The sequence below is a fragment of the Nocardia sp. NPDC004260 genome (genome assembly GCF_053603155.1).
The window spans coordinates 1-25470 of sequence record NZ_JBSGEZ010000088.1 but is presented as its reverse complement, the minus strand read 5'-3'; the positions used below and the strand labels follow the sequence as shown (position 1 = coordinate 25470).

At 66.0% G+C, this 25470-nt stretch carries 31 protein-coding genes and 1 pseudogene; all 32 read right to left on the bottom strand.

Going from position 1 to position 25470, the window contains the following annotated elements:
- Positions 1-444, bottom strand: a 444-nt coding sequence (locus ACWEO7_RS33315) for a hypothetical protein (RefSeq protein ID WP_452429178.1), incomplete at its 3' end; no start/stop codon positions are given.
- Between the two features lie 3 nt (positions 445-447).
- Positions 448-942: a hypothetical protein gene (locus ACWEO7_RS33310; protein WP_452429176.1), complete on the bottom strand. Its 495-nt coding sequence runs from the start codon at positions 940-942 to the stop codon at positions 448-450.
- A gap of 12 nt (positions 943-954) precedes the next feature.
- Positions 955-1599 carry a hypothetical protein gene (locus tag ACWEO7_RS33305; protein ID WP_452429174.1) on the bottom strand — a complete coding sequence of 215 codons (645 nt, stop codon included), beginning with the start codon at positions 1597-1599 and terminating at the stop codon, positions 955-957.
- Entirely contained in the window at positions 1599-1988 is a 390-nt protein-coding gene (locus ACWEO7_RS33300) for a phage tail fiber protein (RefSeq protein ID WP_452429172.1), read from the bottom strand. The genes ACWEO7_RS33305 and ACWEO7_RS33300 overlap by 1 nt, the downstream gene beginning before the upstream one ends.
- 112 nt (positions 1989-2100) lie before the next feature.
- Complete coding sequence (locus ACWEO7_RS33295) at positions 2101-2406, bottom strand: phage fiber-tail adaptor protein (protein WP_452429171.1); 306 nt, start codon at positions 2404-2406, stop codon at positions 2101-2103.
- Positions 2406-2738, bottom strand: a complete 333-nt coding sequence (locus tag ACWEO7_RS33290; RefSeq protein WP_452429169.1) for a hypothetical protein — start codon at positions 2736-2738, stop codon at positions 2406-2408. Before ACWEO7_RS33290 ends, ACWEO7_RS33295 begins: the two co-directional genes overlap by 1 nt.
- Before the next feature lie 12 nt (positions 2739-2750).
- On the bottom strand, positions 2751-3338 hold the full coding sequence (locus ACWEO7_RS33285) for a hypothetical protein (protein ID WP_452429168.1): 588 nt from the start codon (positions 3336-3338) through the stop codon (positions 2751-2753).
- On the bottom strand, positions 3338-4516 hold the full coding sequence (locus ACWEO7_RS33280) for a hypothetical protein (RefSeq protein WP_452429166.1): 1179 nt from the start codon (positions 4514-4516) through the stop codon (positions 3338-3340). Before ACWEO7_RS33280 ends, ACWEO7_RS33285 begins: the two co-directional genes overlap by 1 nt.
- Positions 4513-5274, bottom strand: a complete 762-nt coding sequence (locus tag ACWEO7_RS33275; protein ID WP_452429164.1) for a hypothetical protein — start codon at positions 5272-5274, stop codon at positions 4513-4515. Before ACWEO7_RS33275 ends, ACWEO7_RS33280 begins: the two co-directional genes overlap by 4 nt.
- Complete coding sequence (locus ACWEO7_RS33270; RefSeq protein WP_452429163.1) at positions 5271-5657, bottom strand: putative phage holin; 387 nt, start codon at positions 5655-5657, stop codon at positions 5271-5273. Before ACWEO7_RS33270 ends, ACWEO7_RS33275 begins: the two co-directional genes overlap by 4 nt.
- Positions 5654-5878, bottom strand: coding sequence for a DUF7620 family protein (locus tag ACWEO7_RS33265; protein WP_452429161.1), 225 nt, complete (start codon positions 5876-5878; stop codon positions 5654-5656). Before ACWEO7_RS33265 ends, ACWEO7_RS33270 begins: the two co-directional genes overlap by 4 nt.
- Positions 5853-6194, bottom strand: coding sequence for a hypothetical protein (locus tag ACWEO7_RS33260; protein WP_452429160.1), 342 nt, complete (start codon positions 6192-6194; stop codon positions 5853-5855). Before ACWEO7_RS33260 ends, ACWEO7_RS33265 begins: the two co-directional genes overlap by 26 nt.
- Positions 6195-6446, bottom strand: a complete 252-nt coding sequence (locus ACWEO7_RS33255) for a hypothetical protein (protein ID WP_452429158.1) — start codon at positions 6444-6446, stop codon at positions 6195-6197.
- Between the two features lie 11 nt (positions 6447-6457).
- Positions 6458-8164 carry a glycoside hydrolase domain-containing protein gene (locus tag ACWEO7_RS33250; protein WP_452429156.1) on the bottom strand — a complete coding sequence of 569 codons (1707 nt, stop codon included), beginning with the start codon at positions 8162-8164 and terminating at the stop codon, positions 6458-6460.
- Entirely contained in the window at positions 8161-8673 is a 513-nt protein-coding gene (locus tag ACWEO7_RS33245) for a phage gene 29 protein family protein (RefSeq protein WP_452429154.1), read from the bottom strand. The genes ACWEO7_RS33250 and ACWEO7_RS33245 overlap by 4 nt, the downstream gene beginning before the upstream one ends.
- Positions 8674-8694: 21 nt before the next feature.
- Positions 8695-10398: a Gp37-like protein gene (locus ACWEO7_RS33240; protein ID WP_452429152.1), complete on the bottom strand. Its 1704-nt coding sequence runs from the start codon at positions 10396-10398 to the stop codon at positions 8695-8697.
- Complete coding sequence (locus ACWEO7_RS33235; protein ID WP_452429150.1) at positions 10395-11309, bottom strand: hypothetical protein; 915 nt, start codon at positions 11307-11309, stop codon at positions 10395-10397. The genes ACWEO7_RS33240 and ACWEO7_RS33235 overlap by 4 nt, the downstream gene beginning before the upstream one ends.
- Entirely contained in the window at positions 11306-16237 is a 4932-nt protein-coding gene (locus ACWEO7_RS33230; RefSeq protein ID WP_452429148.1) for a transglycosylase SLT domain-containing protein, read from the bottom strand. Before ACWEO7_RS33230 ends, ACWEO7_RS33235 begins: the two co-directional genes overlap by 4 nt.
- Before the next feature lie 15 nt (positions 16238-16252).
- Positions 16253-16618 (bottom strand): hypothetical protein, encoded by a 366-nt coding sequence (locus tag ACWEO7_RS33225; RefSeq protein ID WP_452429147.1) that lies wholly within the window; start codon positions 16616-16618, stop codon positions 16253-16255.
- A 59-nt stretch (positions 16619-16677) separates the two neighbouring features.
- Positions 16678-16995: a hypothetical protein gene (locus tag ACWEO7_RS33220; RefSeq protein ID WP_452429146.1), complete on the bottom strand. Its 318-nt coding sequence runs from the start codon at positions 16993-16995 to the stop codon at positions 16678-16680.
- An 81-nt stretch (positions 16996-17076) separates the two neighbouring features.
- The gene (locus ACWEO7_RS33215; RefSeq protein ID WP_452429145.1) at positions 17077-17976 is read right to left on the bottom strand and encodes an Ig-like domain-containing protein; all 900 of its coding nucleotides are present in this window, start codon (positions 17974-17976) and stop codon (positions 17077-17079) included.
- A gap of 90 nt (positions 17977-18066) precedes the next feature.
- On the bottom strand, positions 18067-18594 hold the full coding sequence (locus tag ACWEO7_RS33210; protein ID WP_452429143.1) for a phage tail termination protein: 528 nt from the start codon (positions 18592-18594) through the stop codon (positions 18067-18069).
- On the bottom strand, positions 18591-18911 hold the full coding sequence (locus ACWEO7_RS33205) for a hypothetical protein (protein WP_452429142.1): 321 nt from the start codon (positions 18909-18911) through the stop codon (positions 18591-18593). Before ACWEO7_RS33205 ends, ACWEO7_RS33210 begins: the two co-directional genes overlap by 4 nt.
- A complete protein-coding gene (locus ACWEO7_RS33200; protein WP_452429140.1) occupies positions 18911-19261 on the bottom strand; it encodes a hypothetical protein in 351 nt (116 codons plus the stop codon). Before ACWEO7_RS33200 ends, ACWEO7_RS33205 begins: the two co-directional genes overlap by 1 nt.
- A complete protein-coding gene (locus ACWEO7_RS33195) occupies positions 19245-19655 on the bottom strand; it encodes a hypothetical protein (protein WP_452429138.1) in 411 nt (136 codons plus the stop codon). Before ACWEO7_RS33195 ends, ACWEO7_RS33200 begins: the two co-directional genes overlap by 17 nt.
- Positions 19628-19954 carry a hypothetical protein gene (locus ACWEO7_RS33190; protein WP_452429136.1) on the bottom strand — a complete coding sequence of 109 codons (327 nt, stop codon included), beginning with the start codon at positions 19952-19954 and terminating at the stop codon, positions 19628-19630. Before ACWEO7_RS33190 ends, ACWEO7_RS33195 begins: the two co-directional genes overlap by 28 nt.
- 10 nt (positions 19955-19964) lie before the next feature.
- A complete protein-coding gene (locus ACWEO7_RS33185) occupies positions 19965-21032 on the bottom strand; it encodes a major capsid protein (protein WP_450081219.1) in 1068 nt (355 codons plus the stop codon).
- A 3-nt stretch (positions 21033-21035) separates the two neighbouring features.
- A complete protein-coding gene (locus tag ACWEO7_RS33180) occupies positions 21036-21455 on the bottom strand; it encodes a head decoration protein (RefSeq protein ID WP_452429134.1) in 420 nt (139 codons plus the stop codon).
- Between the two features lie 18 nt (positions 21456-21473).
- Positions 21474-22175 (bottom strand): hypothetical protein, encoded by a 702-nt coding sequence (locus tag ACWEO7_RS33175; RefSeq protein WP_452429132.1) that lies wholly within the window; start codon positions 22173-22175, stop codon positions 21474-21476.
- 67 nt (positions 22176-22242) lie between these two features.
- Entirely contained in the window at positions 22243-23214 is a 972-nt protein-coding gene (locus ACWEO7_RS33170; RefSeq protein WP_452429131.1) for a hypothetical protein, read from the bottom strand.
- Positions 23211-24692 (bottom strand): phage portal protein, encoded by a 1482-nt coding sequence (locus tag ACWEO7_RS33165; RefSeq protein ID WP_452429129.1) that lies wholly within the window; start codon positions 24690-24692, stop codon positions 23211-23213. Before ACWEO7_RS33165 ends, ACWEO7_RS33170 begins: the two co-directional genes overlap by 4 nt.
- An 11-nt stretch (positions 24693-24703) precedes the next feature.
- Positions 24704-25470 (bottom strand): annotated as a pseudogene (locus ACWEO7_RS33160) (terminase); the annotation flags it as partial.

Here is a 25470-nt window from a genome sequence, read left to right as displayed (position 1 = left end):
GGTGGGCGCGTCGCCCACCGTCGCCCGCGACACTGCGGAGGTGACGGTGGCGGTTGCGGTGAGCGCGGCGGTGATGAGCGGCCCGACGTGGCCCGCGGCGGTCAGCCCTGCGGTTAACGAAGTGCTGGCGTCGGCGCCAGCCCCCCATGCGACATCCGCCGTTCGGTCGGCGGTGACGGATATTCCCGCTGCGGCAGCGTAGTTCGCGGCCGCCGCGGCGGAGAGGGCGTCCACGACAACCGTGGCGGCATCGACGTAGGTGTTGCGGGTGGCGGCCGCTGTCAGGGTTGCGACGGCAGCGAGCGAACCGTCGGCGGGGGTCGTCCTCTGTGCGTCGCCCGTGAGAGAGACCGTCGCGGAAAGGGAGCCGTCGGCGACCTTTCCCAACCCCCGCACGAGGGGCCGGTAGTTGGATACCGGCCGTGACCTACCGATGCGGGGCATGGGTCACTCTTCGAAGACGATCCAGCAGCGGACGTTGATCGATGTCGATGTGGTGCAGCGGATCCGCAGTAGATCGTTGGCCTGCACGCCGGGCTCGCGGTCCAGCGGGAATTGCTTGACGTAGGACTGCGCCCAGCCTGGCCCGATATCGAGCAGTCGGGTGGAGGTGATCGTGCCTTCTGCGGTGGAGGTATAGCCGGATGCGCTGGTTCCCAGGGACAGCGCGGTGGCCGCCGAGCCCGCGTCGTCGTACTTGCAGACATCTCCGGCCGCGAAAGCGGTGACCGTGGCCGCGACAGTCCCGGTGGTGAGAAGATCCCACTTGATCTGCGCTGTCGGGACGGTGTCGCATTCGAACCCCCACTCCACGATGGCGATGTTCGTGGTCGGCTTGACCTGCAACATCGTCTTGATGGAGGTGCCGGTCGCTACAGAAGCCGGAGCCGCCGTGAGAGCGGCGCTCGCACCGTTGAATACGAGATATCGTCTGCGCGCCATAGGTGTCCTCCGTCAGTACATGGTTGAGCGGGTGATGGATTGGTTCGGCAGATACAGCGGAGTCGGGCGCATGTCCCCGGCGATGACGCGTTTGAAGGTCATGACCGACGCGTTCTGGATGGCGAATCCGACTGTGCGGCCGGTCGAATTCACCGCAGCGCCGCTGTCGTTCCATGAGGTGACGAGGGTGCCGTTCTGTCGCCCGTAGTAGGTGTTGTTCACGACGTAGAACTCGATGAAATCGCCGGTCGCGTAGGTCAGGGTGCTCACCGTCGTTCGCTGCGTCGAGGACGCGAAACCCCAGGACTGCGCCGTGTAGATCGACATGACACCGTTGCCTGATCCGCCGGTGATCGACAGCCACGCCATCATCACGCCAGTCGTGGATGTGCCTTGGCTGCGCAGATACAGCATCTGAGAGGCCGAGGTGCCGACAGCGGCAAGGGTTACGGCCGCGTACTGATCCGGTCCGGCGCAGGTGAACTCGATGAAATCCGCTGGGAAGAATCCCGCCGCGTTGGAGTCCATCGCCTGACTGATGACCTGGGGGTTCGTGGATCCGTTGCGCAACGCGAACCGCGATCCGAGGGCACCGTTTGATTGACCGGTGAAGTCGGCCAAGTCCCGGCGGTGCAGGTTGACCGGCGACCAGGGCATCAGGCCGCCAGCGGCGTCAGGCTGAACCCCAGGGTCGTCAGGGTCAGGGTGTCGCCGTTGACGACCGCCTTACTCGCCGTCAGCGCCGCGGACCACAGGAAGTTCCCCGCGCTGGAGTTGTCCCACACCGAGACATGAGAGATGGTCTCGGTGGTGGTCATCGACCAGGAGGGGTTGGTGCCGGTGAGCGCGATGGCACCGGAAGCCGCTGCGGCGAAGGTGGCCTGGCTGCGGGTGGTGACCGCTGCCGCGTTCGCGGTACCGGCCGAGCCTGGGTCGCCGGTGTGGAGCTTGACATACAGCCCCGACGGCTGGGTCCACGCGGTACCGCCACGCAGGTGGTCCAGGATCTTGTTAGCCAGATTCGCGCTGCTGATTCCTACGGTCACGGGTCAGTCCTCCTGTGTCTCGGCGTTCTCGGCGCCGGAATCGGTTGTGCCGTCGGCATGTGTCACCTCGGCCTCGGCGGTGAATTGGGCTCCGAATGCAGCGGTCATCGGCCTACCTGTTCTGGACGGAGATGGTCATCGAGCGGGTTTCTGTGCGGGATGCGCTGGTCACGACCTGGCAGCGGACCGTGTAGGTGGTGTTGAGGGTGCCGCCGGACAGCCACACGGTGACCGCCTTCGCGCTGTCGGTGATGTCGCTGGACTCCACCGTCAGCCCGGACGGGGAGATAGTGATGCTGTGGGACTGGACCGTTTCGCCGTCCTGCAGCCACGGAGGCTCGTCGAGATGCACCTGCCCCCAGGTGAACTTGTAGTCCAGCACCGCGGCGGGGTCCTTGATCTTCCTCGGGTACAGCATCAGTCCGCCGGTTCCTCGGGCGCCTGCAGCTCATAGCCCGGCTGCCCGAGCATCTGCAGCGCCAGCCAGCACTGCCAGTCGAACTCCTCATCGGTGTCGGCGGCCTTGTGCAGCACGAAAGACCCCGGGCGGCGGATGAGGCTCGGCTCGGCGGCCGCGCCGGTCTCAGTGGCAGGCACTGCCGCGACTTCCGCGCGCTGGTATATCCCGAACGCTGGTTGCGCCCAGATGGTGACGTACGAGTGACCCTCATACGGCGGGTCGACAGCGAAACACCGGGCGCGCCCGGCGAACCCGCCGACGGATTCGAGATGAATGGTGGCCGTAGCCATATGAGGCCCTCTCTAGTCGAAGATGTACTCGATGACCGTGACCACACCAGCCGCGCCCGCGGCCCCGGCGCCCCCACCGCCAGCGGGATAGCCGCCCGCGTTGCCGGAGTTCCCTCCCCCGCCGGATTGGTTGGTCTGCCACAGCAGGGGATTGGAGACACCAGCGGCGACCAACCCCGACTTCCCGCCGGTACTTCCCGAGCCCGCACCACCCCCGCCGCCGGCGAGCATCCGAATCGGCAGGGAACTCGCCGTCCCGCCCGGGTTTCCGGAGGTACCGCCATCACCGCCGCGCATGTAGGACTGGCCGCCCGCGCCGCCGTTGGTGCCTCCCCTGCCCGCCTGTGCGGACAGGACCGCCCCGAAGGCGCAGTCGCCGCCGTCGCCTCCGGAGCTTCCACCGGAGCCCACGACTACCGCCGCGGTGGCGGGCAGGTCGTCGGCGGGGATCTTCTGGCGGTCGACCGCCGCCCCGCCGCCTCCGCCCGCTGTGACGCTCCCTCCCCCGCCCGCAGCGCGGATGTAGACGTCGAGCATGTACAAGCCGTCCGGCTTCGTCCACGTGGTGTTGGAGGTGTAGACGCGGAGGGTGATGTGCATCAGACGGTGTGCTCGATGACGTACAGGATGCCGTTGCCGCCGTTGCCGCCCGCGGTGTATACGCCGCCGCTGATGGTGCCGCCGTCGGACGCGCCTCCCCCGCCCCCGCCTGCTGGGTAGGCTCCTGCGCCGCCCGGGTTGGCGGCGTTCTGGTCGTTGCTGAATCCGCCTGCCCCGCCGCCACCTCCGGTGGCGACGATGCTGGATGGAGCAGTTCCCGCGCCACCCGGCGCTGCGCCGCCGGGGGAGATGCCGCCGACGCCACCTCCTGCCGGATGACCGGCACCGGCCGAGAAGGTGGACGCAGCCCCGCCGCCGCCGCCTCCGCCGCCGCCGTGCAGGTCGTAGGACGAGTTGGAGTTGCCTCCCGGCTGGACGTTCTGGCTCGTGCCGCGGGCTTCGCCGTTGCCGCCTTGGCCGCCGAGGATCATGCCCGCCCCGCCGCCTCCGCCGCCGGTGCCGCCAGCACCGTTGCTGGCGCCTGCGACCCCGCCCTGGCCGCCACCGGCGGTGAGAGACCATGCGCCGGAACCGAAGATGGTGTTGCCGCCACCAACCCCCGGGGAACCGCTGGATGACCCTCCGGAGCCGCCTGCGCCGACGGTGATCGAGATCGGCGAGAAGTTCCCTAAGCCGTCCGTCGGTAGCAGTGCCGCGGGGATGTTGGTGTGGACCTCTCCCCCGCCGCCGCCACCCTGCCCGCCGGTCATGTTGTAGGCGCCCGAATAGCCAGCTCCACCACCAGCTCCGGCACCGATGATGATCACGTCGATGCTCTTGAGGCCGGCCGAGGGGGTGTAGGTGTTGTTCGAGGTGAAGACGATCGCCAGACCGTGCAGAGTCAGCTGGTTGAACTGCTGCTGCAGGGTGGTGATGCTTTGGGAGTGGTCGTTGATGGTCGGCAATTGTGCGACGTAATGGTCATCGACGGTGCCGAAGATCGCGTCGATCACCGACAGGAACCCGCCGAGGATGGCCGCGATAGCCGCGCCGATGAACGACAGGATCATCGCGATCAGCCCACCGCCGAGTCCGGCGAAGTTGTCGCTGGAGAACCCGTTTTGCAGCGTCTGGGTGACGTTGCCCTGCGTCTGGTTGGCTTTCGCGGGGATGCTGCCGCCGGTGCCGGTGACACCCCACTGGCCCGGGTTGAGACTGCCCGGATTCGGAGTCGTCATCGCCGCGTGAACGCGTGTAGGTCGATCATCAGCTGGGCACGGTCGAACCCTTCAGGGCTTCTGTTCGCGGTCAAGAACTCCTCCGAGAAGTAGACGATCGCCTCATCGCAGAACCTGCGATAGAACCCGGGGGTCATCTGCTGGACGCGGCCCCAGGTGACGGCGTGGAAGTTTCCGTTCGCGCCGCGGCCGATGACGGGGATGTAGTGGCCGCCCTCGATCTTCGGCAGACCGTGCCGCACAGCCCACGGCTTCCCGGACCGGAACTCGTCCATTGCATAGTCCGGGAACCGGATACCGACCCCCACCGCGCCGAAGATGTACGCGGCCGCGGCGAGCTGGTCGGGGTCGCCCGGGGTGAGTGCGACGTAAGCACCCACCCTGTGCCGTTTTCCCGTCGCGTCCAGGATGCCGATGCGACGCCGATATGACGCGGCGGCCTGCATGTCGGTTCCCCGGTCGGTCGACGGGTTCTCCGGGTCGTAGCCGGTAACCTTCGAATAATCCGACAGGACACAGCCGTCGGAGAACGTCACGTCGTTCCCGGCCTCGCGGTTCCACAGCATCGTTTCGTGCGCAGCGCCCGCCCAGACGCAGTCACCGACCTGATCGTTGGCCAGCATCCCGAAGTCCGGCACAAGGTTTTCGTGACCGAACGCCTCGGGAATCATCGGCAGCACGGCTGGGACATTCAGGTACGTCGACAGCTTCAGTTGGACGCTATTGATCCGCGCGGGCGTCTTGCCCAGCTTCATCATTCAGACGCCCCTTTGCCCATCTGCTCCCCTTCCTGTTGCTCGCGGTAGATGGTGAGCAGCAGCCACAGCATCGACAGTGCGACATATGTCCAGAGGACTTCCCTGATTTGGTCCCGCCCTGGGTAATTGGCATCGGTAAAGATGGACACCGATCCCTGAATCGTCACAAAGGCGATGCTCGACACCAGTAGGATTACGGACTTCCCGAGGGGGCCGAATCGCCATCCTGAGGTGAATCCATAAACCAATGTCAGCAGTGTGGATTTCACTGCCACGGTCACGATGAGAACGTTCACCGCATCCTGAATGGGCAGCGTGACCAGCAGCGTTACGTTGATAAGGAACGCGACGGCGAGGATTGCGAGGTTGGTGCGTCCGCTCATGGGGAAGAAGCTCTCCTTCGTATCTCCAACCTGAACTTTTCCCCGAAGTGATTTGCTTTGAGATGGTTGCGGAACGATGCCGCGAGCTGGTCTACCTCTGGACGCTGACGCTTGAGCGCGCGGAGGTCTTCTTCGGCTTTGGATGCTGCCTCCTCAGCTCGGCGCAGCTGCTCGAGGTCGACGCTCAGATCTTCTTCAGTCCTGCGTCGTCTGGGCCACATGGCCGCTCCCCGAGTGGTGGTTGATATCGGCTGTGCGCAGGATCGCCTCTACGACGCGCGCCTGCTCGAGCAGTTTCGTGTTCTGCGAACGAAGCTCGGCTTCACCCTGCTCGTGCGCAGCGGACTCACGTCTGGTTGCCTCCTGGAGCGCGCGAAGGTCACGCACAATGGCGTCCACAGTTGCGGCCGGAATGAGGTCGCCTCGCACAATGCGCCGCATCATCCATATGAGAAATCCGACCAGCATGGATATCGCGCTAGCTGCGGTGCTGATCAGGATGGTGACCGGTTCCCAGCCAGCGCTGAGGATGTTCATTTAGCCGCGCGGCTCGCTCGGCATTCCGGCGATCGGCCGAGCATCCTCCCGCTTCACGTCCGGAGTCACCTTGGACCGCGCTACCTCCGCAGCGGGGATGCCGAGGATGGCCGCGACGATGACCAGGATCATGTCGGCCGAGAACTGGTCCACGACGCCGCGGACAACGAGGTAGCCCGCGATGCCCACCAGCACTGGCCACAGGAGTGCCCGAATCGGTTCGGTACGCAGGGCGGAGATCAGCTTGCTCATGATGGTTCCCTTCAGTCCTGGTCCGAGACGGGAGCGTCCGGACCTTCTGCGTCGAGCAAGGCCACGGTGGACCGCTTGTTCGGCCAGATGATCTGGCCGTGTTCGAATCGCTGCCACACCTCCCCGCCGGGCAGTTCCTCTTCATCCGAGACTGGCCAGCCGAACGGGCCGTTCTCGTATCCGGATCGGTTCCAGCGGTCGCGGATCGCGCCATGTACCCAGACCGGCGCACAGTTGCCGTGCCGGTAGAGCACACCGCCCTGGAAGCCCTGCACCTCGCCGCCGTCCAGCTCGCCGAGGTCGGTGACCGGGTAGCCAAGCGGGCCTTGCTCCCAGCCCAGTTCGCTGTACTTGCCGAACAGGCTGGCGGGTATGGCGTGCGCGCCGGTGGCGGGATGCCAGTAGATGTGGCCGTTCGCGAACTCCGCGTAGCGGCCGATGCCGTCGGGTGTGGCGTTCTCGCCCACGGTCAGCCGCGCTCCGAGCCACGACGTGGCCGCCTCGATGTCGTCGATGGCGTTCGGCGGCGACCCGGCGGGCGCGCCGGTGGCGAACTCGCATACGTCGTCGGCGAACACGTCCCAGGGGAAGTTCGGGCCGACGTCGCTGTGGGTGCCGATGCCCAGGCACTCGGTCACATACTGGTGGTCGGAGATTCCCGAGCGGCGCTCGTATGGCGGCGCGATGACGTAGGTGTCGAACCCGTACTTCTGGGCGTCCTGCACCGCGAGCCAGGCCGCGATACGGATGTCGTCGCGGATGCGCAGCCAGTCGTCCCGGCTCCATGCGACACGGCTGCCCGCGAAGCAGAGGTTGATGGTGAACGAGTTCGCGTCCAGCACCGACCAACTGGCCAGGTCGGTGTCGACCACGTCGACCACCACGCGGTCGCGGACGGTGTAGTGGTAGCTCACCCCGTTCGCCGGATTGTTCAGATAGTTGGCCAGGGTTTCGGCGGTGCCGTTGCCTTCCTGGGTGTGCAGCAAGAAGTTTTCGATGCGGGCGCCGTGGCGGGACGAAGCCGAGTCGCCCATCCGGTCAAGTTCCTGGTAGTCCGGTTTCGTCACCGTGACGATCTCCCTTGGAGTTGTTGAGCTCGGCGCCTTCGACCATTGGCCGTAGTCGTCCCTGAGTGTGAGGTTGACGTCGACACCGACCCCGCCGACTTGGCGCTTGTCGATCTCGATCTGATGCAGATGGGCCGCGGGGTGGTCGAAGTTGAGCGAGTCGTCGCCCGACCAGTTGTGCTGCCAAAACCAGGTCGCGACGCCGTCTTCCAGCGCCCAGTCGATGCAGCGGGAGTTGCCGTACATGCCGGTGCACTCCAGGCCGACGACCGATGCCCAGCCGCGGAGGAACGGCGCGATGAACTGATTCCACTGCTCCAACGTCGGATTGGAGTCGACAGGGGCATAGATAGGCCGCTTGTCCGGCCCGCCAGCCTCGCGGTGGTAGCGCAGCGCGAGGCTGGCGTGGCGGGCGCCACCGTCGTAGCCGCCGTACCAGTCCGACGTCTCACCCTTGCCGAATTGGTAGTTCGACACGATCTCCAGCCCCGCGGCGCGCAGACGATCGCAGTAGTCGCGGCGAAGAGGTTTCGCGCCGAAGTTCGCGCCCGGCCGGGACTCGGAGAAGTAGCCGATCACCCCGGCGTATCCAGCGTCTTTGATGGCCTGGGGGTCGATCAGCGCCATGGCGAAGTCGAGGAGCTTGGTCATTGCGACTCGCCGTCCAGCTGCTTCTTCAGCTCGGCCAGCCGGTCGAACGCCGCGGGCAATTGCTGGCGTTGCACCTCGGCGGCCGCGGCGCGCTCCTCCGGGGTCATGTTGCGGATGCGCTCCACCAGCTTCGGGTCCAGCTTCCCCAGCAGAGCCTCAGCGGTGTCGCGCCACTTCTCGCTCTCCGTCTCCGGATCGTCGTGCACCGCCCGATACTGCTGGTACTGCTCGGCATCGACCAGGGTCGGCACGTTCAGGTACCCGGCTTCGGGGTGGTCACCGGGCACGAACCACTTCGTCTGCAACTCCGGGTTGTGCCTGAACCCGAGGTCCCACAGCATCTGCGACATCCCCGGCCGCACCGTGGGGTGGATCGGAACGTCGCCCATCTGCTGGTTGGGGCTCGGGAAGGCATTCAGTGCCCACGCGAAATGCTGGCGAGGGTCGGTCATGTCCGCGGCGTCCTGCTGCAATGGGGCCGCGAGTCCGGTCAGTTCACGTGCATCCATGGCCTCACGCCCACTCATTAGTTAGCTTAATAAATGAACTCCAATGTTTTGAAGAACAGACAAGGCGAAACTGATCTGCCGCGTCTGCCTCTCGGCGAGGGTCATCGCCGCCTGCGCCATGCCGATCTGGACCTTGTATTCGTGCGGCTGGTCGCTCTCGTAATCCCACGCGAGGGTCACTTCTTCGACCTGGTCCACGCGGATGGTGGAGGTGGCCTGCTCGAACGTGCTGCCGATGCGATCCCCAGGCATGAACATCAAGCCCGGAAGGAACCGGCCGCCGGAGCCCATCGTCATGACGTGCGCGGCTTGACTGCGGGTGGCGAGGAACGCCCCCCGGAGGGCGACGATGGCACCGAGGCTCCACGCGTTGTTCTCCGCGCCCTGGCCGAACACCTCCCAGAGGTGGACCCAGCCGAGGTTGTGGGCTCGGGTGTGGTTCTGCCACTCCAGCCAGGCGAAGATCGTGCCGACCAGGAACGGCATGACGACGTCGGCGATGATGCTGCCGAGCCCGGAGAAGCCGCCGAGCAGGAAGTATCCGATCAGCGCGCCGATTGATTCGATGGTCAACCGCGCTAGCTGGTCGACGAGCGGGTTGTCGCCGCCGACGATCGCTCGCACCGCTGTCGCCGGCCCCCAAGTCCACTCGGACGTCTCGATGCTGGAGTACTTCGAATCCCGGATGACGATCCACGTTCGCGTCGGGTCACCGGGCCCGAGGTAGTCGGCGTCGTAGTAGCTTGCCGGCCACGACTCCGGGTCGCCGACGAAGGACTGCACGTCCTCGACGAACCCCGAGGCGAAGGACTGCACGGTGCGTGCGAACCCGCCTGCGATGCCGCCTGCGGTCGCCGTGCCGTCAGGGCTGTAGTAGCCCGAGTTGTCGACCACCTCGAGCACCAGCGCGCCGTTGGCGACCTCAGGCACGCCAGGGACGTCGGAGGTCTCGCCGTCGACGGTGAGGATCCGCCGGTACCGCATCGTCAGTTGGGCGTCGTCGAGCGCGTTGGCGATGATCTGGTCCATCCGGTTCATGCGGGTGGCGATCAGCGTCCACATGCTGGAGTCGTCCAGGTCGATCGGTTTGGCCTTGATCAGGACCTGCCAGCCACTCCAGTCGAACAATCCACCCCAGGCGCCGACCGCGAACGGATCGTCCGGCAGTGTCCAGAGGTTGCCCTCCAGCCGGATCAGGTTCAGCAGGATCATCATGCTGATGCACCACTTCGCGGGACCGAAAAGCGGCAGCACCCGGGGAAATTGGAAGATCGGGATGGGCAGGATCGGGTTGGGGGCGCCCAGCATGAACTGCATGTATTGCAGGTCGTCGATGAAGGTGACGTCCAGGTACCACAGGCCGCCCTTCTTCACGGCCTTGAAGTACTTCAGCAGCCCTGACCAGCGGACTTTGCCGCCGTAGTGGTCGACGGTGGCGACCACGTTCTTCTTGGCGTCCTCGTCGTCCGGGATGCTGATGAGCCATTTCGCCAGGTGGTGGTCGAGGCGGATCCGCATCGTGCCCGTGGTGCCGAACTGGTTTTTGCGGAAGGGGAACTCTCCGGCGATCGTGTCCTTGGCTTCGCCCATGAGGATCAGCCCGGGCGAGCCGTCCGGCTTGTTCGTCCACAGCCTCACCCGCGGCCGGGAGCGGCGCATCGCCGCCAGCGCGTCGCGGCGAGCCTGCGCACCGGCGTGGATCTCCTCGTGCGTCAGCAGCGTCACAGCGACACCCCGAACGGGCGCGAGAACCAGCGGTCGCATTCGATCGTCGCTGTCACGCCCCCCGTGGCGCCGGTGACCGAGACGGTGGTCATGAACGGTGGGGTGTGCGGGGCGACGGGATAGATCAGCTCTTTCCCGTTGCTACGCATCCACGGCCCCAACCCGCCATCAGAGGTGAGCATGAACGGCTGGTCTGGGTTGGTGTCCAACTCCACGTGTTCGTTGGCCAGCAACGTAACCACGGGGTAGGTGCGATTGGTGTCCGCACCGGCCGGCCGTTGAAAGTCGATCTCCTGACCAAGCGAAGGGTCGGGGACGGTCCAAGATCCGGGTCCATTGAGGGTCCACCGCGGGAAGATCGGGACATCACCCGGGTTGCCCGGGTGCAGGAACGTCGTCGTCGACCCCGACGTGCCAGCAGGCAGCGTCCATGACGAGGTCTCCGGATCCCCCGCCCAATGGGGCATCTCCGCCGCGGCCGACACCATCAGCGTCGAGGCGCCGTACAGGTGCGGGTCTTTGCCTTCCCAGTCGCCGGTCTCGTACGCCTTGGGGTCCTCCAGCAGCCGCATCGTCAACCTGCGCACACCGCTGGAGGTGGTGGCCTCGAGCTGGAAGGTCTGGTCGTACATGCCGAGATCCATCCGCAGCTGGGAGTGGATCTCGGCCTCCTCCTCCGGGTCGTCGCCGCAGATCACCAGCCCGAACAAAGGGTCGCGCCGCTTGAACGAGTAGCCCTGGTATTTCTGCAGGGCACCACCGGATTTGATCCAGTACGTGACCGCTGGGGAGTCGTAGAACTGCCGCGGCTTCGGCATCAGTTCCGCGCCCTGCTCGCCCTGGTTCGGGCCGGAGATGTCCCAGCGGCGCCCCGAGGTGCCGATGAGCGCGAGGGCTAGGAATTCGCTCATATCAGCGCCGCCGCCAAGCCGATGGCCCGTTTCTGCGCTTCACGCTCCACTAGGTCCGCGAGGTCGTTGACATCAGCGACGCGGGCGTTGATCGTCGGCGAGTAGGGCGGTGGCGGTGCACTCGGCATCGACAGTGGCCCTGCGTTGAAGTGTTCAGAACCGACGCGGTTCGGCGACCACACCGAGGAGTTGATCGACTCCAGCAGCGGCAGAACCGACTCGAACGTCTCGGTCTGCCGAGGGTTGAGCACACGTTCGGGCTTGATGGTCTGCTTCAGCATCAGGCCGATACCGTTGGCGATACCGCCCTGGTCGTAGCCGTGGCCCTGTCCCCACATGGTGGACAGGTTGTTTCCGTAGCGGGCGCGGTAGTAGCGCAGCGCCGCAGCCATGTTCGCCGCCGGGTTGGTGCGGTCGTTAGGCAGCGACGGATCACGATACTGCGCGAAGGTGCTGGGGATGACCTGCAAGAGTCCAACGGCTTCGTTTCCGCCCGAGTTGACGTCCTGGACTTGCTGCACGATCGAGGGGTTTCCTCCGCTCTCGGACTGGATTTGGGCGAGCATGATGTCGACCTGCGCCGGGTTGAACCCCTCCCGAATGAGCATCTGCGTGGCCAGACCACGCCACTGCTCGGCGCCCGACCCGGGCTGATAGCGGGGTGTGGGCGCCCGCAGCGTCAGCGTGGTAGTGCCAAGGTCGGGGTTGACCTGATAGGCGCTTTGATCTGAGCCGGGAACCAACGTCTGCAGGCTGGGGTCGTTCACCGTCGCTGAGGACTGCGGGGTGACGGTCGTGGCCATCGACGGCAGGTTCTTCGGCTGGTAGGAGTAGCCGCCTCCGAGGGTTCCGGGGTTCTGGCTGTAGAAGTTCACCGTGGTGTTGAGCGCACGGTTGTAGGGGTTGGAGTCGCTGAAGATGCTGTTCTCCAGCCCGAAGAACGCCAGGAACCCTTGGGCGAGGATGCCTGCGGCCTTGGAGGCGATGCCGGGCAGGCTGAGTGCGCTGGTGTCGCCGCGCTGCACGATGGACTCGCGTGCGTTCTGCGCCTGCTGGTACTTCAGGTCCGCAGCCTGCTTGTCCCGGTCGGTGGAGTTCGGGTTGGCGTAGACCGCGTTGCGCTCGCTGTTGGCGGCGTCGATCGCGGCCTCGGCCTGCAGCTTCTGGATCTGCTGGTCGCTCATCCGCCCCGGCAGCGGAGCCTGGGGGTAGGTCACCTGGGAGGTGCTGACCCCGGACGTGTCGCCGGTGCCGATACCTCCAACACCGCTGGTCGCGGGCCCGGTGGACTGCAGCGGCAAGTAGGCGTGCTGGTTGAACAGCGGGTTGTTCGCGCCGATCGCGGCGCCGCCGTACATGACGGTGCCTGTGGCGCCGCCGGATTCGACGTTCACGCCCGACGGGAGCGTTCCCGCGGTGTGCCCGCCCGCAGCCATGTTCGGGTCGTTGATCCACCCAACCCGGAACGCGCCAAGACTGCCGTCCCCGGTTTGGAATCCGTGCGCGGCCAGCCACTCACCCTCGTTTGCGGTGGACATACGGCCCGCGCTGGCGGGCTGTCCGGTGGCGATGTTGGCGAGCTGGGAGATGAATCCCGAGCAGTCGTCGTTCCCGCCATAGGGGGAGCCGGAGCGGCTGCGGGCGTACTCGTCGAGCAGCTGCGCGGGGGACTTACCCGAGGCGCCGATTTCCCCGCCGTCGGCGTAGCCCGGCACCTTCCCACGGGCCAGCGCCGCACGGAACCGGTACACACCGGTCTGGCCGCCGAGCCGGGCGACATCGTCGGTGGTGAGCACATGTTCGCCCGGCATGCCCAGGATCGGAACGGAGTCCTTGCCCGGAATGCCGCCTTCGATGGGGCCGCCGTCGGCGCGAGTCCACCGCTTGTCGATGTTGTCGACATCCTGATTGAGCGCGCGGACCGCTTCGCTTTTCAGGTCCAGGTGCTCGAAGTCCCACTTCACCTCTACCTTCGCCTGATACGGCGCGTTGGTGACCTGGGAGATATCGACGCGGGCGCGGTCGGTGTCGGCCGTGAGAGTGACGGTGCCGTCGAGGTTGTTGTGGATCTCGTACTTCAGTTCCCGAAGCCGCTGAATGTTCTCCGGGGTGGTGTCCTTGATGACAACGGTCTTCGCATCCGGAACCTGTTGGACGGCCAGGCCCATTTCCTGGAAGCGCTTGCTCGCCTCCTCGGTCAGCTGGAACGTTCCGTTGAGCGTGCGGTTTGTCTCGTTGAGCTTCTGCTGCGCCGACCCGATGTCGACACCGACACCGTTCATGCGACCGCCGAGCGTCGCTGCGGACTCGCCGATGTCGTTGAGCGAGTCCTTCAGCTTGGCCAGGTCGGGCAGGATCTCCTTGCTTCCGGTCTTGGCCAGCGCGGCCTGTGCCCGATTCAGGGCGTCCTCGTACTTCTTGACCGCCTCAGCGTTGCCCTGGAGGGCCAGCGCGATATCGGTGTCGGATAGCCCCGTCGCCCGCGCGGCCGCCCAAGTTCCGCCAGCCGAGCCCTTCTGCTCGATGATGGTTCGGGTAAGTCGCTGCTCGATCGCGGTCTTGTCCGCCGCGGCCAGACCTGCAGATGCCTTGAGGAACGCGTTTGGGTCGACGCCCAGCGATTCGGCGCGGCGGGTGAACCCTTGGTCGGCGAGCTCCTTGGCTAGCGCCGTGAGCGTCTCTTGGGTTACCGCACCGGTGGTCTTGTCGAGGGTGGCCTGAAGCGCCTCCACCTTCTGGCGCTGCTCCTCGGCGGCGCGGGCTGCTTCCTGGTGCCGTTGCGCGAGAAGCCCGACGCCGGCGGCGGCGGCGATCACGGCCACGTTGAAGATTCCGCCGGGCCCCAGCACCGAACCCAGCCCCGTCATCGCCGACCGCAATGATCCTGCGCCACCGGTGGCGGCTGCGGCCTGAGCTGTGCGGAATGCCTCCAGCTGAATCCTCGCGTTAGCGATCCCCGCGCGCACGAGATCGAACACCGGACCGAGCGTCTTGAACGCCAGATATGCGGTGACAACCGCCCGCACAAGGCCCGGATGCTCATTCAGGAGAGCGCCAGCGGCGCGCAGGAACGGCAGCGCGATACCCGACCAGGTTTGGAAGCCCTCGAACACGCTGCGGAGGATCCCCGGCAGATCCGCCAGCAGTGGCTTCATCTTGTCGAAGCTCTCTCGCGTCGAATTGAAGAAGTCCTTCAGCTCCGCCTGTCCTTGGGTGGACTTGAGGAACCTCGCCATTCGGTCGGTGAGTTCATCCAGATGCCGCAGAGTTTCGCCGTTGTCACCGGCCGCGCGGAACACTGAAGCGATCGACGAGCCGACATTGCCGACGATGGAGGCCAGGGTCCTGCCGGCGTCGATGCCGTCTTGGATCCACTTCTTCAACGACCCATCCCCGGCGGTGCGCTGGATGAGGTTGTTGAATCGCTCGCCCGCGTTGGCGACGGCGTCACCGAGCTTCGGCAGGAACTCCGAACCGACAGTGACCAGTTTGGTGAGGGCGTTGGTCCACGCCTCCGATCCTCGGGCCGCGTTCTGGAACGCCTTCGTGGTGTTGTCCAGAGCCGTCTTGAAGTCGACTTTGTTCTGATCGGAGGCCAATGCGGCGATGGACGCTCGCAGGCCGGTGTTGATGGCGCCGTTGATCCCGACCATGCCCGCGCGGAGGTTCGGCAGCTGGCGGTTGGCCAGAGCCGTGACGGCCGGCCCCATGCCTTCGGTGAGTGCGTCCTGGGCGGCCTGCCGCGCACCAGTCCACGCCGGGCCCAGCGCCCGGATGTCGTTGACCATCTCCTTGGCGTTGGGCGACAGCTTGGCCATCGCCTCATCGAGCTTCGACTGCGCACCGGCAGTCGGGGAAGCGGCCTTTTGGCGAGCCTGGTCCAGTTCGCGCTCGGCCACCACCTGGGCATGAGTGGCTTCCGTGACGCGCTGCTTGGCGGAGGTGACCTTGTCGCTGCCCTCCACGCCCCTAGCGTTGGCCTCGGCGGCGTCCTGGGCCAGGTCCTGTTCTCGGACCCGTTGTTCCCGCAGTCGCTGTACTGCCTGCTCGTATCCGAGTTGGGCGCGCTTACGTGTGGTCGAGTCCGCGGCGGGATCGAACTGGACCTGAGTGAGCCGCTTGGCGGCCTCCTCCACCCCCAACGCGGCGTCCTCGGTGGCGAGCTTCTGATCGTCGAGGTCGAAGTTCATGTCGCGGATCGACCGCGACGCATCCCGGTAGGCGGTGTTGAGGTCACGCAGGCTGTCGAGGTGAGTCCGATCAGCTTGCTGCGCACGATATTCGGCGTCAGCGACAGCGTCGAGGGCCTCGCGCTGCTTGATAGCCGACTCCCCGGCATCCTTCGACGCCGCGGACATCGCCTTGAACGCCGCCGGGATACCGTTGAGTCCCGTGGCTACGGACCCGATACCCGCCAGCCCGGCGAATCCGATAGCGGGGATCAACGCGACAGTGTGGGCGACCTTGGACGCGGCTTCCGCGATGGCGAGAAGATCTGTGATCGCCCCCGCGGCACCGACGACACCGAGCACCTTCAGGTTGATCGTCGCCGCGCTCCGCAGGCCCTCCAGCGCCTTCTCGAGGTCCCTCTTGACGTCCTGCGTCGTGCGCCGAGCCTCGGAACGTACGCGACTAGCGCTCCCGCGGTCGATGTCCGTGCGGATGATGATCGGCTCGCCAGCGGCTGCTCGCAGTCCCGCGATCTCCGCGGCCGCGACACGAGTGTCGGCACCCACTCGGAAGGTTTGGTTCTCGCGTGCGACGCGCTGCAGGTTCTCGATCTCCGCTGCAGCGACGCGGGTATCGGCGCCGATGTGGACATCGAGGTTGAAGTCGTAGCGCGACAGCTCGGTCCGGACTTCTTCGACGAACCCACGGAAGGAGGGCTTGACCTTGATGGCGGCGGTTCCGGCGTCGTACTGCGGCATCAGCCCTCCCTCCCGTTAGTCGATTCGTGGTGTGAGATGCACGTGCTGCGGCGAGAACTGGGCGACGACTCGATTCATCCCGGCTTGTCGCTTCGCGCGGCTCAGGTGATCGGCGGCGGTGAGCGGCCGCGGCAGAGACACCGACCGAGGGTCCTTGACTGCCTGTTTGTAGAGGATGTCGCCGATGTCGGTCAGCAGATGCATCTCGTTGGTGAACCGGAACAGCTGCGGATGCTTCGGCTTCGGCTTACCCTTGTTCGCCTCGGCGATCTCCGGGTTCAGCAGCAACGCCGAGTTGTAGGCGCCGCCGGTTATCCGGGCGAGTTTTCGTTCGAACCGGAAGAATTGCCGCCAGTCACGCTTCCGCGCGATCCAGTCCATGGCGTCGATGTGCAGGATCTCCTGGAAGTCCCATTCCAGGTCGTCCCAGTACTCATCGACTATTCGGAGGATTGCTCCGATTTTCCCTCGACATCACCAGCGCCGGGACCGTAGAAGTGCTGCCAGACATCGTTGATGAACGCCTGCCACTCCTGATCGGGGCGGTCGGCATACAGCTCGAACACGGCGTCGGCCTGATCTCCGAGGAACGCGCGGTCGGCTTCATCGCTCGTCTGTGCGGAACGGAACGCGTGCATCTGCCGCCGCGTGGGTTGCTTGATGCGGATCTTCGAGGTGAGGACGTAGTCCTCGGGGACCGAGACTTCCTTCTGTAATTCGTAGAAGCGCCCGATCGGCTTGTTACGTGCGGTGGTCATCGAATGCCTTCCCCGGCAGAATTCCCCGGCCGGATGAAGCCGCCCGCGCCCGCCGGGGAAGGGGCGCGGACGGCGTCTGGGTTAGGAGACGGTCACCGCACACGTGTCGGTGCCGGCGCCGGACAGCGCCGCGGTGATCGTCGAGCTGCCGGTCGCGACGGCAGTCACCAAGCCCGAGGTGGACACGGTGGCCTTCGCCGGGGTGCCGGAGGTGAACGTGCAGTCCGCGGTGCGGTTCACGCCGTGGTTGTCCAGCACGGTCAGCTGCAGCATGTCCGCGGCGGCCATGGTGGCGGTCGCCGGGTACACAGTGATCGAGGTCGCCGGGGCGAGGAAGCCCGCGTCGGCGGCCAGCGGCTTCCAGCCCGCACCGGCGTAGCTGACGCGGGTGGCGTAGCCGACGCTGCGGGACTTCAACATCTGCAGCGTCACTGGGTACATCGCGATACCGTCGTCGTTGAAGGTGATGTCACCCGACTTCGAGAGGGTGGCGCGCGGCGAGTCGACGATGGTGTAGATCTCGTCGCCGTCGGAGTCGGCGTCGTAGCCGATCATCACCAGCACCCACTCCTGGTTGAACGCCGTCTCCGAGATCACCAGGTGCACTTCACCGCTGGCGGGGTCGGCGAAGGTCTCGGTGAAGTCCTGACCCCAGTACGCCGACAGGGTGATCGCCGAGGTCTGCTGCATCGTGAAGTCCACAGTGGTGTCCCGCGACTTGCGGATGATGCGGGTCGGGCCCTGCTCACCGTAGGTCTCGACCGGCGTGCTGTTGATCGCCGTGGCGAGCTTCGTACCGGCCTTCTTGTCCAGGTTGCCGACCGGGATGTAGGTGGCCGCGAGTGCCTGGATCGCGCCGGAGGCGTCGGTGAAGTTCGTCGGAATGACGGTTCCCTTGGGGGCCAGATAGATAGCCCAGTCGAGGACGCCGATCTCGAGATCGGCATTCCCCTGTCGGACGTCGTTGGCGAAACCGGCCATTGTTTTCTCCTTACTGGGATCGCCCGGGGACGGGCATCATTAGCTGACGCACGCCCGGGACGGTCGCGCGCGGAGCACAAATTCGGGGGGTTAGAGGGATTCGCGGGTCTTCTGGTAGTCCGGCAAGCCGCGGGGGCGGCGACAGACCACCCGGAAGTTCAGCTGCACCAACCGCTTGTCAGGGTTGAGTTCTGGCAGCTGCTGCGGGCCGACGAGTTCCTCGATGCAGTCGATCAGGGTTTGCGATCCGTCGGCGCGCGTGACGACACCGCCACGGTTGAATGACAGCAGCCATTGGCGGCAGAACTCCAGCAGCTCCCAGGACTCCGCTCGCGTGTCAGCTATGACGGCTACCTGGACCGCGGCTGGGTCGCGCATCACATCCGCATCAGCCGCACCGCCGCCGCGGAATACCCGCACCACCGGCAGATGGTTGCTGTAGTCGGCGGGCAACCATGTGCAGGCGAGAGGGCGGCGCGGAGTCGGCCCGTCGAAGACCTGGTTTCCGTCCGCGTCGAGGACGTCGACGAGGTCGAGAACCGGCTGTAGGGCGTCCATGACGACTAGCTCCCTGTCGGGGAAGCCGCCCTCGTACCAGACGGGTAGGACCAGAGTCACAGCGTCCCCATCAGGTCGAGGATCTGATTCAGGTCGTTTGCGGCTGGCAGGTTGTGCCTCGGATCCGTGCGGCCGGTACCGTATTCATGGCTGGCTGCATAGGGGGCGGTAACCTCCAAGATCCCCACCCAGCGACCGCCTTCGAGTCCGGTGGAGACATGCGTGGAGGCTGCTAGTCGACCAGTCCGCTTCGCGACGATCTCCCTGTACAGCGCCTCGTACAGTTCGGCCGACTCGCGGACCATCGACCGACACACGGCGCTACGCAGCCACTCCGTGATGAAGGGGTTCGGGCTGGGAACATCGACGTCTTCCATCAGCTCACTCCCCTCAGTCGCACCCTGGTACCTGGCGTCCAGGAGGTGAACGGATTGCGTGGAGTCCACGGCGTTCCATCGACTTCGTACAGCGTCTCGTCGCCTGGCAACTGGACTTTGTCTCCGGCGCGGACGTCCGCGCCCGGCGGGCAGAGCAGTTCGAGTCTGGTGACGGTCGCGGTGCGGCGGTCTCCGTCGCTCACCGAGAAGCGGCTACTGCTGGCATTTTCCGATTCGGTCTGGATGATGGCGCAGCCGTCGATGGTGTGCGGGGAGCCGCCGACGGTGTCGCCGACCCTGTCGCGGGCACCGGGCCGAATGACCGTGACGGTCTCACCGGCCGAAAACATCCACCCTCCACGGTGATGTCTGGATCGTGCCGAACTGGCGGCGCCGGCCGGTACCGCGCAGGGCGTCGAGCTCCTCTTCCGGGAAGTACAGGATCCCGGAGTCGGCGCCCTTGGATCGGGACACCGAGTACACGCTCGCGGTTTCCTGGGAGGCGCCGGAGGGGTTGCGGTAGACACGCAGCACGGCGTCGGACACCATCGCCTTCGCCCGCGCCAGCCTGGTTTCGTCGGTGGTGGTCGCCATCGACGGCACCAGGCTGGTCAGCAGGCTTTCGGCGTCGGCGATCTTCGCGTCCAACCATGCATCCCGGCTGGAGGGAATGACTCCCTCGAACCGTGCGCGCACGTCTTCCGCGGTGGCGAACATCAGACCGGAACTCCGGCCTTCTCGCACGCGGCGATGATGTCCTCGCGCTTCCAGTCGGCCTGGACCTCGACGCCCTTGGCGGCGGCGTAGTCGGCCCACTTCTGACGGGACGCGCCGGGCCCGCCCTGTGGCGGCGGACCGTCGGTCGCCCCGCCACCTTCACTACCGGCACCAACGGTGATCTCCGCCTGCTCGGGCTCCTCGCCCCACGCGAGCGGGTTGGTGATCTGCTTGGCTGCCCACTCGGGGACGTCGTCGCCTGGCAGGAACGTGACTAGTTCGTCGCCCTTGCGCAGGTGCACCGCGAATTCTCCGCCGAGTTTCATCGGGTGCCTCCTAGGCGACGGTGGCGACGAGGATCTTGCGGGTGTCCGCCAGGACGGGCAGCGCCACAGCATCCACGTAGGCGTGCTTGCGGAACGGCGGGTTGTCCTCGCGCACCAGAACGCCCACGACACCTGGTGCGGTCTGGACCTGGACGTTCTTGCTGTTCAGCTCGTAGGCCGTGGTGGGGGTGCCCCAGGCGGTGAAGCCGAGGGTGCCCATGTCGGCGGGCAGGAACAGCAGCTTGTTGTTGGCGATCACCCGGGTGGTGGAGCCGTCGACATCGAAGTTGCTGTTGTAGATCGAGCCGCCCACTGTTCCGGCCTGGGCCGGGACGTCGAAGCCGGGCAGGCCGAAGCCGGACAGGAAGTTGTTGATCTCGGGGATCGACAACCAGGTGGCGCCGGTCTGGGTGCCCTTGATGGCGGCGAGCAGCTGCTCGTTCTGCATCAGGTGCCGGATCACCTCCAGGGAGGTGACGAACTTCCCGGGTGGGACACCGTTGATGCCCACCCACACGTCCAGCCATGTCAGCAGGTCGGTAAGCGGCGTCGAGGTCGCGTGATCCGACCACAGCGTGCTGGGGGTGACCTTCTGTCCGGAGGGGACTCCGAAGTCGAGGGTCTGCTGCACACCGTTTTCGTTGATGGTCAGGATGCCGTCGGTGAGGACGTCACCCCACGCGAGTTCGATGCGGTTGTAGGCGTAGCGGGTGAGGTTCTCCAGGTCGTTGTACACCGCGCGCTGGATACGGGCGATGTTCGTGCCCGCGGTGGCGGCGTGCTCGATCTGGCGGCGCTCCCACTCGCCTTCCTCCAGGAAACCGCCGAGCGGCAGCATCTTGGTCCGCTTCGCGGTCGCGGCGTCCCGGGCCACCGGCGCGAACGCGCCGTCCCAGTTGCGGAACTTCAGCACCCGGTTGGTGGTGCTCAGCGTCGAGAAGTCGACGTAGTCGGTGTCGAAGTCCTGCCGCGGGAACATCTGGGTGAGGATGTTGTTCGACGGGATCGGCTGATCCTGCGTGAACGTCAGAACATCCTCGGCGCCGATCGGCGCGGTCTGGTCGAGGAACAGAGACATCTGTTACGCCTCCCACCGGATCAGCGGCAAGTCGGCCTTGCCGTTCGTGTCGATCGAGCCCACACCCGAGGAGAACGGCAGCTTCGACACCGACACGTCGCCGCGCACCAGCTGACCGGAGCCCACCTTCGTGGCGGTGGAACCGTTCTCCTTGATGGCGCGCACGTCGGCGAAGAGAATGCCGGTGGCCGTCTGCCGGCCGTCGGAGGCAGCGTCGTCGTAGGGCCCGTACAGGCCGGTCGCGGTGACCTTGCCCAGGATCGTGCCCGACGGGATGTAGCCGTTCGGGTAGTGGGTGCCGGCGGTGAACTTCGCGATGTCCAGGGTCACGTTCGGCGTGTAGTTGATGCCCTCGCGGGACAGATGCCAGCGGCGGTCACTCACCTGGTAGGTGACCGTCTGCATCGAAATGTCGGTCGACATTCCTGTGCTCCTAACTGGTTACGTGGTGTGTTCGCCTCGCCGCCTCGCGGCCTCGGCGCGCCCGGCGGCGCCAGGCTGCGCCATCGGAGGCGGGGCACTGTGCTGGCCCCAATTGCGGTGTTGCGGCAGCCCGGAGCCAAACTCCCGAGGCTGGCCGTAGATGGCGGTGAGGTGCCCCATCACCGCGTCGTCGTCGATGTCGCCGTCCTCACCCACGAACTTGCTGGTGTCGACGATAGACATGAACGACTTCAACTGGTCCTTGTCGGTGAGGACCGTCCCGGCCACCGCCTGCAGACGCGCGGTGCGGTACTTGCCCTGCCATTCCTGCTCGACCTCGGCGCGTGTGGCCGCCTGCGCCTGGGAGACGGCATCCGCGATGGCTTTCTCCTCGGCGCTCATACGCTCGGCTTTCAAAGCGTTGAGCTGGCTCTCCAGTTCCGCGATCTGCTGGGGGGTCTTGCCCCCGTACGCCTTGACGGCGCTCTCATGTTTGCGGGCGTGGTGTTTCCAGTAGGCGGTCTGTTGCTCTTGGGTCATCTCGGCCACCGGCGTCTCAGCCGGGAAGCCGTGCGGGGTCGACGGTTCGCTGCCAAGGTCGGCAATCGGTGCGTCGGTTGGCGCGTCTTCGGATCCACCGAGGACGGGCCAGATCGGGCCCCGCTTGCTCATGCCGAGCGCACGCAGGCCGGTAACAGGATGGGTGGGCAGGTGGGGCATCGGGTCTCCCTGTCGGAAGTGGATGTGCGCCCCTGTCGGGGCTCGGCCGCCGAAAACGGCGGAACGTTTAGGAAGGCGTCGACGCCGGGAGGTAGGGCACGGACTCGCCGCGCTCGGGCAGCAGCATTGGACCGAGTTCGGAGTTCTCCACTACCCGGTAGCGGGTGCGCTTCAACTGTTGCCTGCTATTGCCGCCCGCAGCCGCATACAGCGCATCGAGGTCGCGGCCGTTGAGCTCATCGCCCGGATCGAAGTCGCCGAAGATCGGAGCGACGGTGCACCTGCACCGAATGTGAATAGCCTTCAGGGTGCCGATCTTGTACTTCCGGCCTGCGGCGACCACGCACATTCCGCACACTCCGCCCATGGACAGCTCCGGGTGAATGACCCTGCGGTAGCCGATGACCGGCCGATCCAAGTCCACAGTCTGTGTAGCGGCCAGTGCCTGGTACTCCACTATCGACTGCGTCGCCTGGAGGTTTCCGTCCACGATCACCGAGACCCGATTCCGAGCGGCGGCATCAGCCTGCGGCGGTGATGCGCCGCCCGACTGTGCATACCGGTAGTTCTCGGCGACGCGCACCATCACCCTCGACGTCCGCGCGGACTCCGGGTCCACGGTCCGTGTTTGGCCGTTGTAATCGACTGTCACTCTTTGTGGACGAACTCGTCCTTGCGGGGTGGACAGTCGGACGTCATTCGGAACCCTCGGGGTAACGGTCACCGGCACGCCGACCGAGCGCAGCACCTGCGTCTGAGCCGCGGCGGTTCTGCGGGCAACCAGCTGCTGTGCGGGGATCAGTTCCTCGCCTGCCAGTTCAGCGAATCGAAGCACCGCGATGTCGTCGTAAGGATCGGTGTCCTTCCACAGCCGCAGGATCGTCCCTACGACGGTGTCGACCGTTTTCTGTGTTGCTCGGGCCGCAGCGGCGATCGTCGTCGCGATCGCATCCAAGGGCACGGGGGTGGGCGTGACGGCGTACAGCGCGGCCGCGGCGGCCAGCGCTTCGGCATAGGTCGCGGGCGCTGGAGCGGTCACGCCAGCACGCCCTCCGGCGCGCCTTGCTCAATCGCCGGTGTCGTCTGCGGCGCCGGGCGCCCGGGTTGCGAAGGTGTGGACCCCACGCCGAGCAGCTGTTCCGCCGCCAACTCGAGGATGATCTCCTCGGCCTCCTGCGGCGTGTATCCCCAGATGTCGACCAACTGCCGGCGCTTCGACAGCACGCCGGTGGTCTGAGCGGTCGCCGAGCCCTTGTCAGCAAGGCTGTTGTTCTCTAGCGCACCCCACTCCAGCTTGATCTTCGCTCCCCGCTCCGCCTGGCCCGCGAACGCGAACGCCATCCGGAACAGCAGCTTGATCTTCGGCGCCACCCGCGCCCGGCGGTCCTTCACCTTGTGGTTGATGCCTTCTCGGACCAGGCTCGCGCCCTCCGCAGACTGGTTGACACTGTCGGAGCTGGCCAGGTACATCGGCGTCGAGGTGACGGCCATGAACTCCTTCACGTCATCGCGTTTCGCGTTGATGATCGAGGTCATGTCGGTCGGCTGAGACTCCCAGAAATCCACACCCTCCGGCACCTGCCACAGCGCCCCCGGGTCCGCGGTGAAAACCTGGCGGAACTCCTCCAGCGTCATCGGCTCGTCGTCATCGCCTTCGAGCCTTCCCTTGACCGCGCGCTGCCGGAAAGACTGATACCAGGCGAGCACGATCCGCTGCAGCGTGGTGTCGTTGATCCGGTCCAGCAGGTCCAGATGCGGCTCGAACTCCCCCAGCCCGTCCTTGTTGTCGATCCGCACCACCGGGATACCGCCGAAGTCGTCGATCCCCTCGATATCTTCCGGCTCCCCTACCCACTCCCATTTCGCGAAAGACACACCGCCGAGCGGGTTGAGCTGCCGCCTTGCCCGATACGCCTTCCCGGGAAGGAACAAGGTGGCGCGTTCCTCACCGAACATGTCGTCATAGCTGGTGACCAACGCGGCGCGCAGTACCTGCGGGTTTTCCGGGTTCGGATCGCCGATGCAGCTCCGCGGGTCCAGCGCCTTGATCATCGGGGCGGTCTTGCTTCCCGGCTTCGGGGCGACCACCATCCCATAGGACTCGCTCATAGCGAACAAATACGAGAACAAGTCCTGCATCTCGGCGTCGAGGTTGGACACCTCGGCGATCTCATTCGCCAGGTCATCCCCGCCGACGTTGTCCACCCCCGTGGAGACGCTGGTCAGCGCCATCCGGTTGGACACCGCCGAAATGCACATCCCCGCATAGTTCGAGCGGCCCTTGCGCATAACCGCCTGGAACACCTCCGAATACTCCGCAGCCACCTGCGGCAGCGGAGCCCGGCCGATGTTGTACGCCCACAACCGCTCCAACCGGTCACGCCGCGAATCGCGATCGCTCGGATCCATATGCGCACTGCCGGGGGGGCTCCATCCTGGCGGCACCCGAGCGTCGAATTTGCACATCAGCCGGTCGAACCACCAGGCGGGAGAGCCGACCTTGTCGGAGCCTTCCACGTCTCACCGCCTCATCTGATCCGGGCGGCGCGATGGCCGCGTTTCTTCGGTGGTTCGGACACAACGTCCATGCGCGCCTTCCAGGCCAGGATCGCGGCCATGCAGGCGTCGAACTTGCGGGTCGGATGCAGTTTCCCGAGGATCCACATCCGCTCGCCGCGCTCATCGAGCAGGTTCGTCTGCCTCTTGCCAGCGTTGCCGATATGCCGGGTCAGGTCCGGATCGCCGTTGTGACTCAGCCGGCCGGTGTCGATGGCCTCGATGAAATCGGTGATGGCATTCACCATCGGGCGAGTGCGGTTGGTCCACCACTCCTCGACCTTGTCCGGCCAGGTAACCGACCACTCGCCCACGGTGTTGTTCCAGTGCGGTGGATCGCAATACATCTTCGCGACCCGGAACCGCCGCATCAGTTCGGCCACCTTCTCGGTGACCTCGGATTCATCGACTTCCCAGTCGTCCTCGGCGTCCTCGGGTCGCTCCCACAGCCCCTCGAGTTGGGCGAAACCCGTGTCGACGTCGACAACAACGATTGCTGTCGAGTCCCGCATCCGGGCGCCGTCGAAACCGACCGTCACGCGCGCCCGTAGCGGTATCTGCTCACCGGTCAATCCGAGCGCGTTCCACTTGCGAACGTCGAAGGCCTGCGCGGACATCTGCGTCCACCGGTTGGTCCACACCCGCTCGAGATAGGTCTTGTCCGCCTTCGGACGATCCCACTGCCCGGCGATCCCCTCGATGTCCGACCACTCCGCGACGTCCGGGCCCGAAGCCTCGG

What these genes read in the sequence shown, in the direction of transcription:
- ACWEO7_RS33310 (WP_452429176.1), bottom strand. Translation starts at nt 942, where the DNA reads ATGGCGCGCAGACGATATCTCGTATTCAACGGTGCGAGCGCCGCTCTC.
- ACWEO7_RS33305 (WP_452429174.1), bottom strand. Translation starts at nt 1,599, where the DNA reads ATGCCCTGGTCGCCGGTCAACCTGCACCGCCGGGACTTGGCCGACTTC.
- ACWEO7_RS33295 (WP_452429171.1), bottom strand. Translation starts at nt 2,406, where the DNA reads ATGCTGTACCCGAGGAAGATCAAGGACCCCGCCGCGGTGCTGGACTAC.
- ACWEO7_RS33290 (WP_452429169.1), bottom strand. Translation starts at nt 2,738, where the DNA reads ATGGCTACGGCCACCATTCATCTCGAATCCGTCGGCGGGTTCGCCGGG.
- ACWEO7_RS33285 (WP_452429168.1), bottom strand. Translation starts at nt 3,338, where the DNA reads ATGCACATCACCCTCCGCGTCTACACCTCCAACACCACGTGGACGAAG.
- ACWEO7_RS33280 (WP_452429166.1), bottom strand. Translation starts at nt 4,516, where the DNA reads ATGACGACTCCGAATCCGGGCAGTCTCAACCCGGGCCAGTGGGGTGTC.
- ACWEO7_RS33275 (WP_452429164.1), bottom strand. Translation starts at nt 5,274, where the DNA reads ATGATGAAGCTGGGCAAGACGCCCGCGCGGATCAATAGCGTCCAACTG.
- ACWEO7_RS33270 (WP_452429163.1), bottom strand. Translation starts at nt 5,657, where the DNA reads ATGAGCGGACGCACCAACCTCGCAATCCTCGCCGTCGCGTTCCTTATC.
- ACWEO7_RS33265 (WP_452429161.1), bottom strand. Translation starts at nt 5,878, where the DNA reads ATGTGGCCCAGACGACGCAGGACTGAAGAAGATCTGAGCGTCGACCTC.
- ACWEO7_RS33260 (WP_452429160.1), bottom strand. Translation starts at nt 6,194, where the DNA reads ATGAACATCCTCAGCGCTGGCTGGGAACCGGTCACCATCCTGATCAGC.
- ACWEO7_RS33255 (WP_452429158.1), bottom strand. Translation starts at nt 6,446, where the DNA reads ATGAGCAAGCTGATCTCCGCCCTGCGTACCGAACCGATTCGGGCACTC.
- ACWEO7_RS33250 (WP_452429156.1), bottom strand. Translation starts at nt 8,164, where the DNA reads ATGACCAAGCTCCTCGACTTCGCCATGGCGCTGATCGACCCCCAGGCC.
- ACWEO7_RS33245 (WP_452429154.1), bottom strand. Translation starts at nt 8,673, where the DNA reads ATGGATGCACGTGAACTGACCGGACTCGCGGCCCCATTGCAGCAGGAC.
- ACWEO7_RS33235 (WP_452429150.1), bottom strand. Translation starts at nt 11,309, where the DNA reads ATGAGCGAATTCCTAGCCCTCGCGCTCATCGGCACCTCGGGGCGCCGC.
- ACWEO7_RS33230 (WP_452429148.1), bottom strand. Translation starts at nt 16,237, where the DNA reads ATGCCGCAGTACGACGCCGGAACCGCCGCCATCAAGGTCAAGCCCTCC.
- ACWEO7_RS33225 (WP_452429147.1), bottom strand. Translation starts at nt 16,618, where the DNA reads ATGGACTGGATCGCGCGGAAGCGTGACTGGCGGCAATTCTTCCGGTTC.
- ACWEO7_RS33220 (WP_452429146.1), bottom strand. Translation starts at nt 16,995, where the DNA reads ATGACCACCGCACGTAACAAGCCGATCGGGCGCTTCTACGAATTACAG.
- ACWEO7_RS33215 (WP_452429145.1), bottom strand. Translation starts at nt 17,976, where the DNA reads ATGGCCGGTTTCGCCAACGACGTCCGACAGGGGAATGCCGATCTCGAG.
- ACWEO7_RS33205 (WP_452429142.1), bottom strand. Translation starts at nt 18,911, where the DNA reads ATGGAAGACGTCGATGTTCCCAGCCCGAACCCCTTCATCACGGAGTGG.
- ACWEO7_RS33200 (WP_452429140.1), bottom strand. Translation starts at nt 19,261, where the DNA reads ATGTTTTCGGCCGGTGAGACCGTCACGGTCATTCGGCCCGGTGCCCGC.
- ACWEO7_RS33190 (WP_452429136.1), bottom strand. Translation starts at nt 19,954, where the DNA reads ATGAAACTCGGCGGAGAATTCGCGGTGCACCTGCGCAAGGGCGACGAA.
- ACWEO7_RS33185 (WP_450081219.1), bottom strand. Translation starts at nt 21,032, where the DNA reads ATGTCTCTGTTCCTCGACCAGACCGCGCCGATCGGCGCCGAGGATGTT.
- ACWEO7_RS33180 (WP_452429134.1), bottom strand. Translation starts at nt 21,455, where the DNA reads ATGTCGACCGACATTTCGATGCAGACGGTCACCTACCAGGTGAGTGAC.
- ACWEO7_RS33175 (WP_452429132.1), bottom strand. Translation starts at nt 22,175, where the DNA reads ATGCCCCACCTGCCCACCCATCCTGTTACCGGCCTGCGTGCGCTCGGC.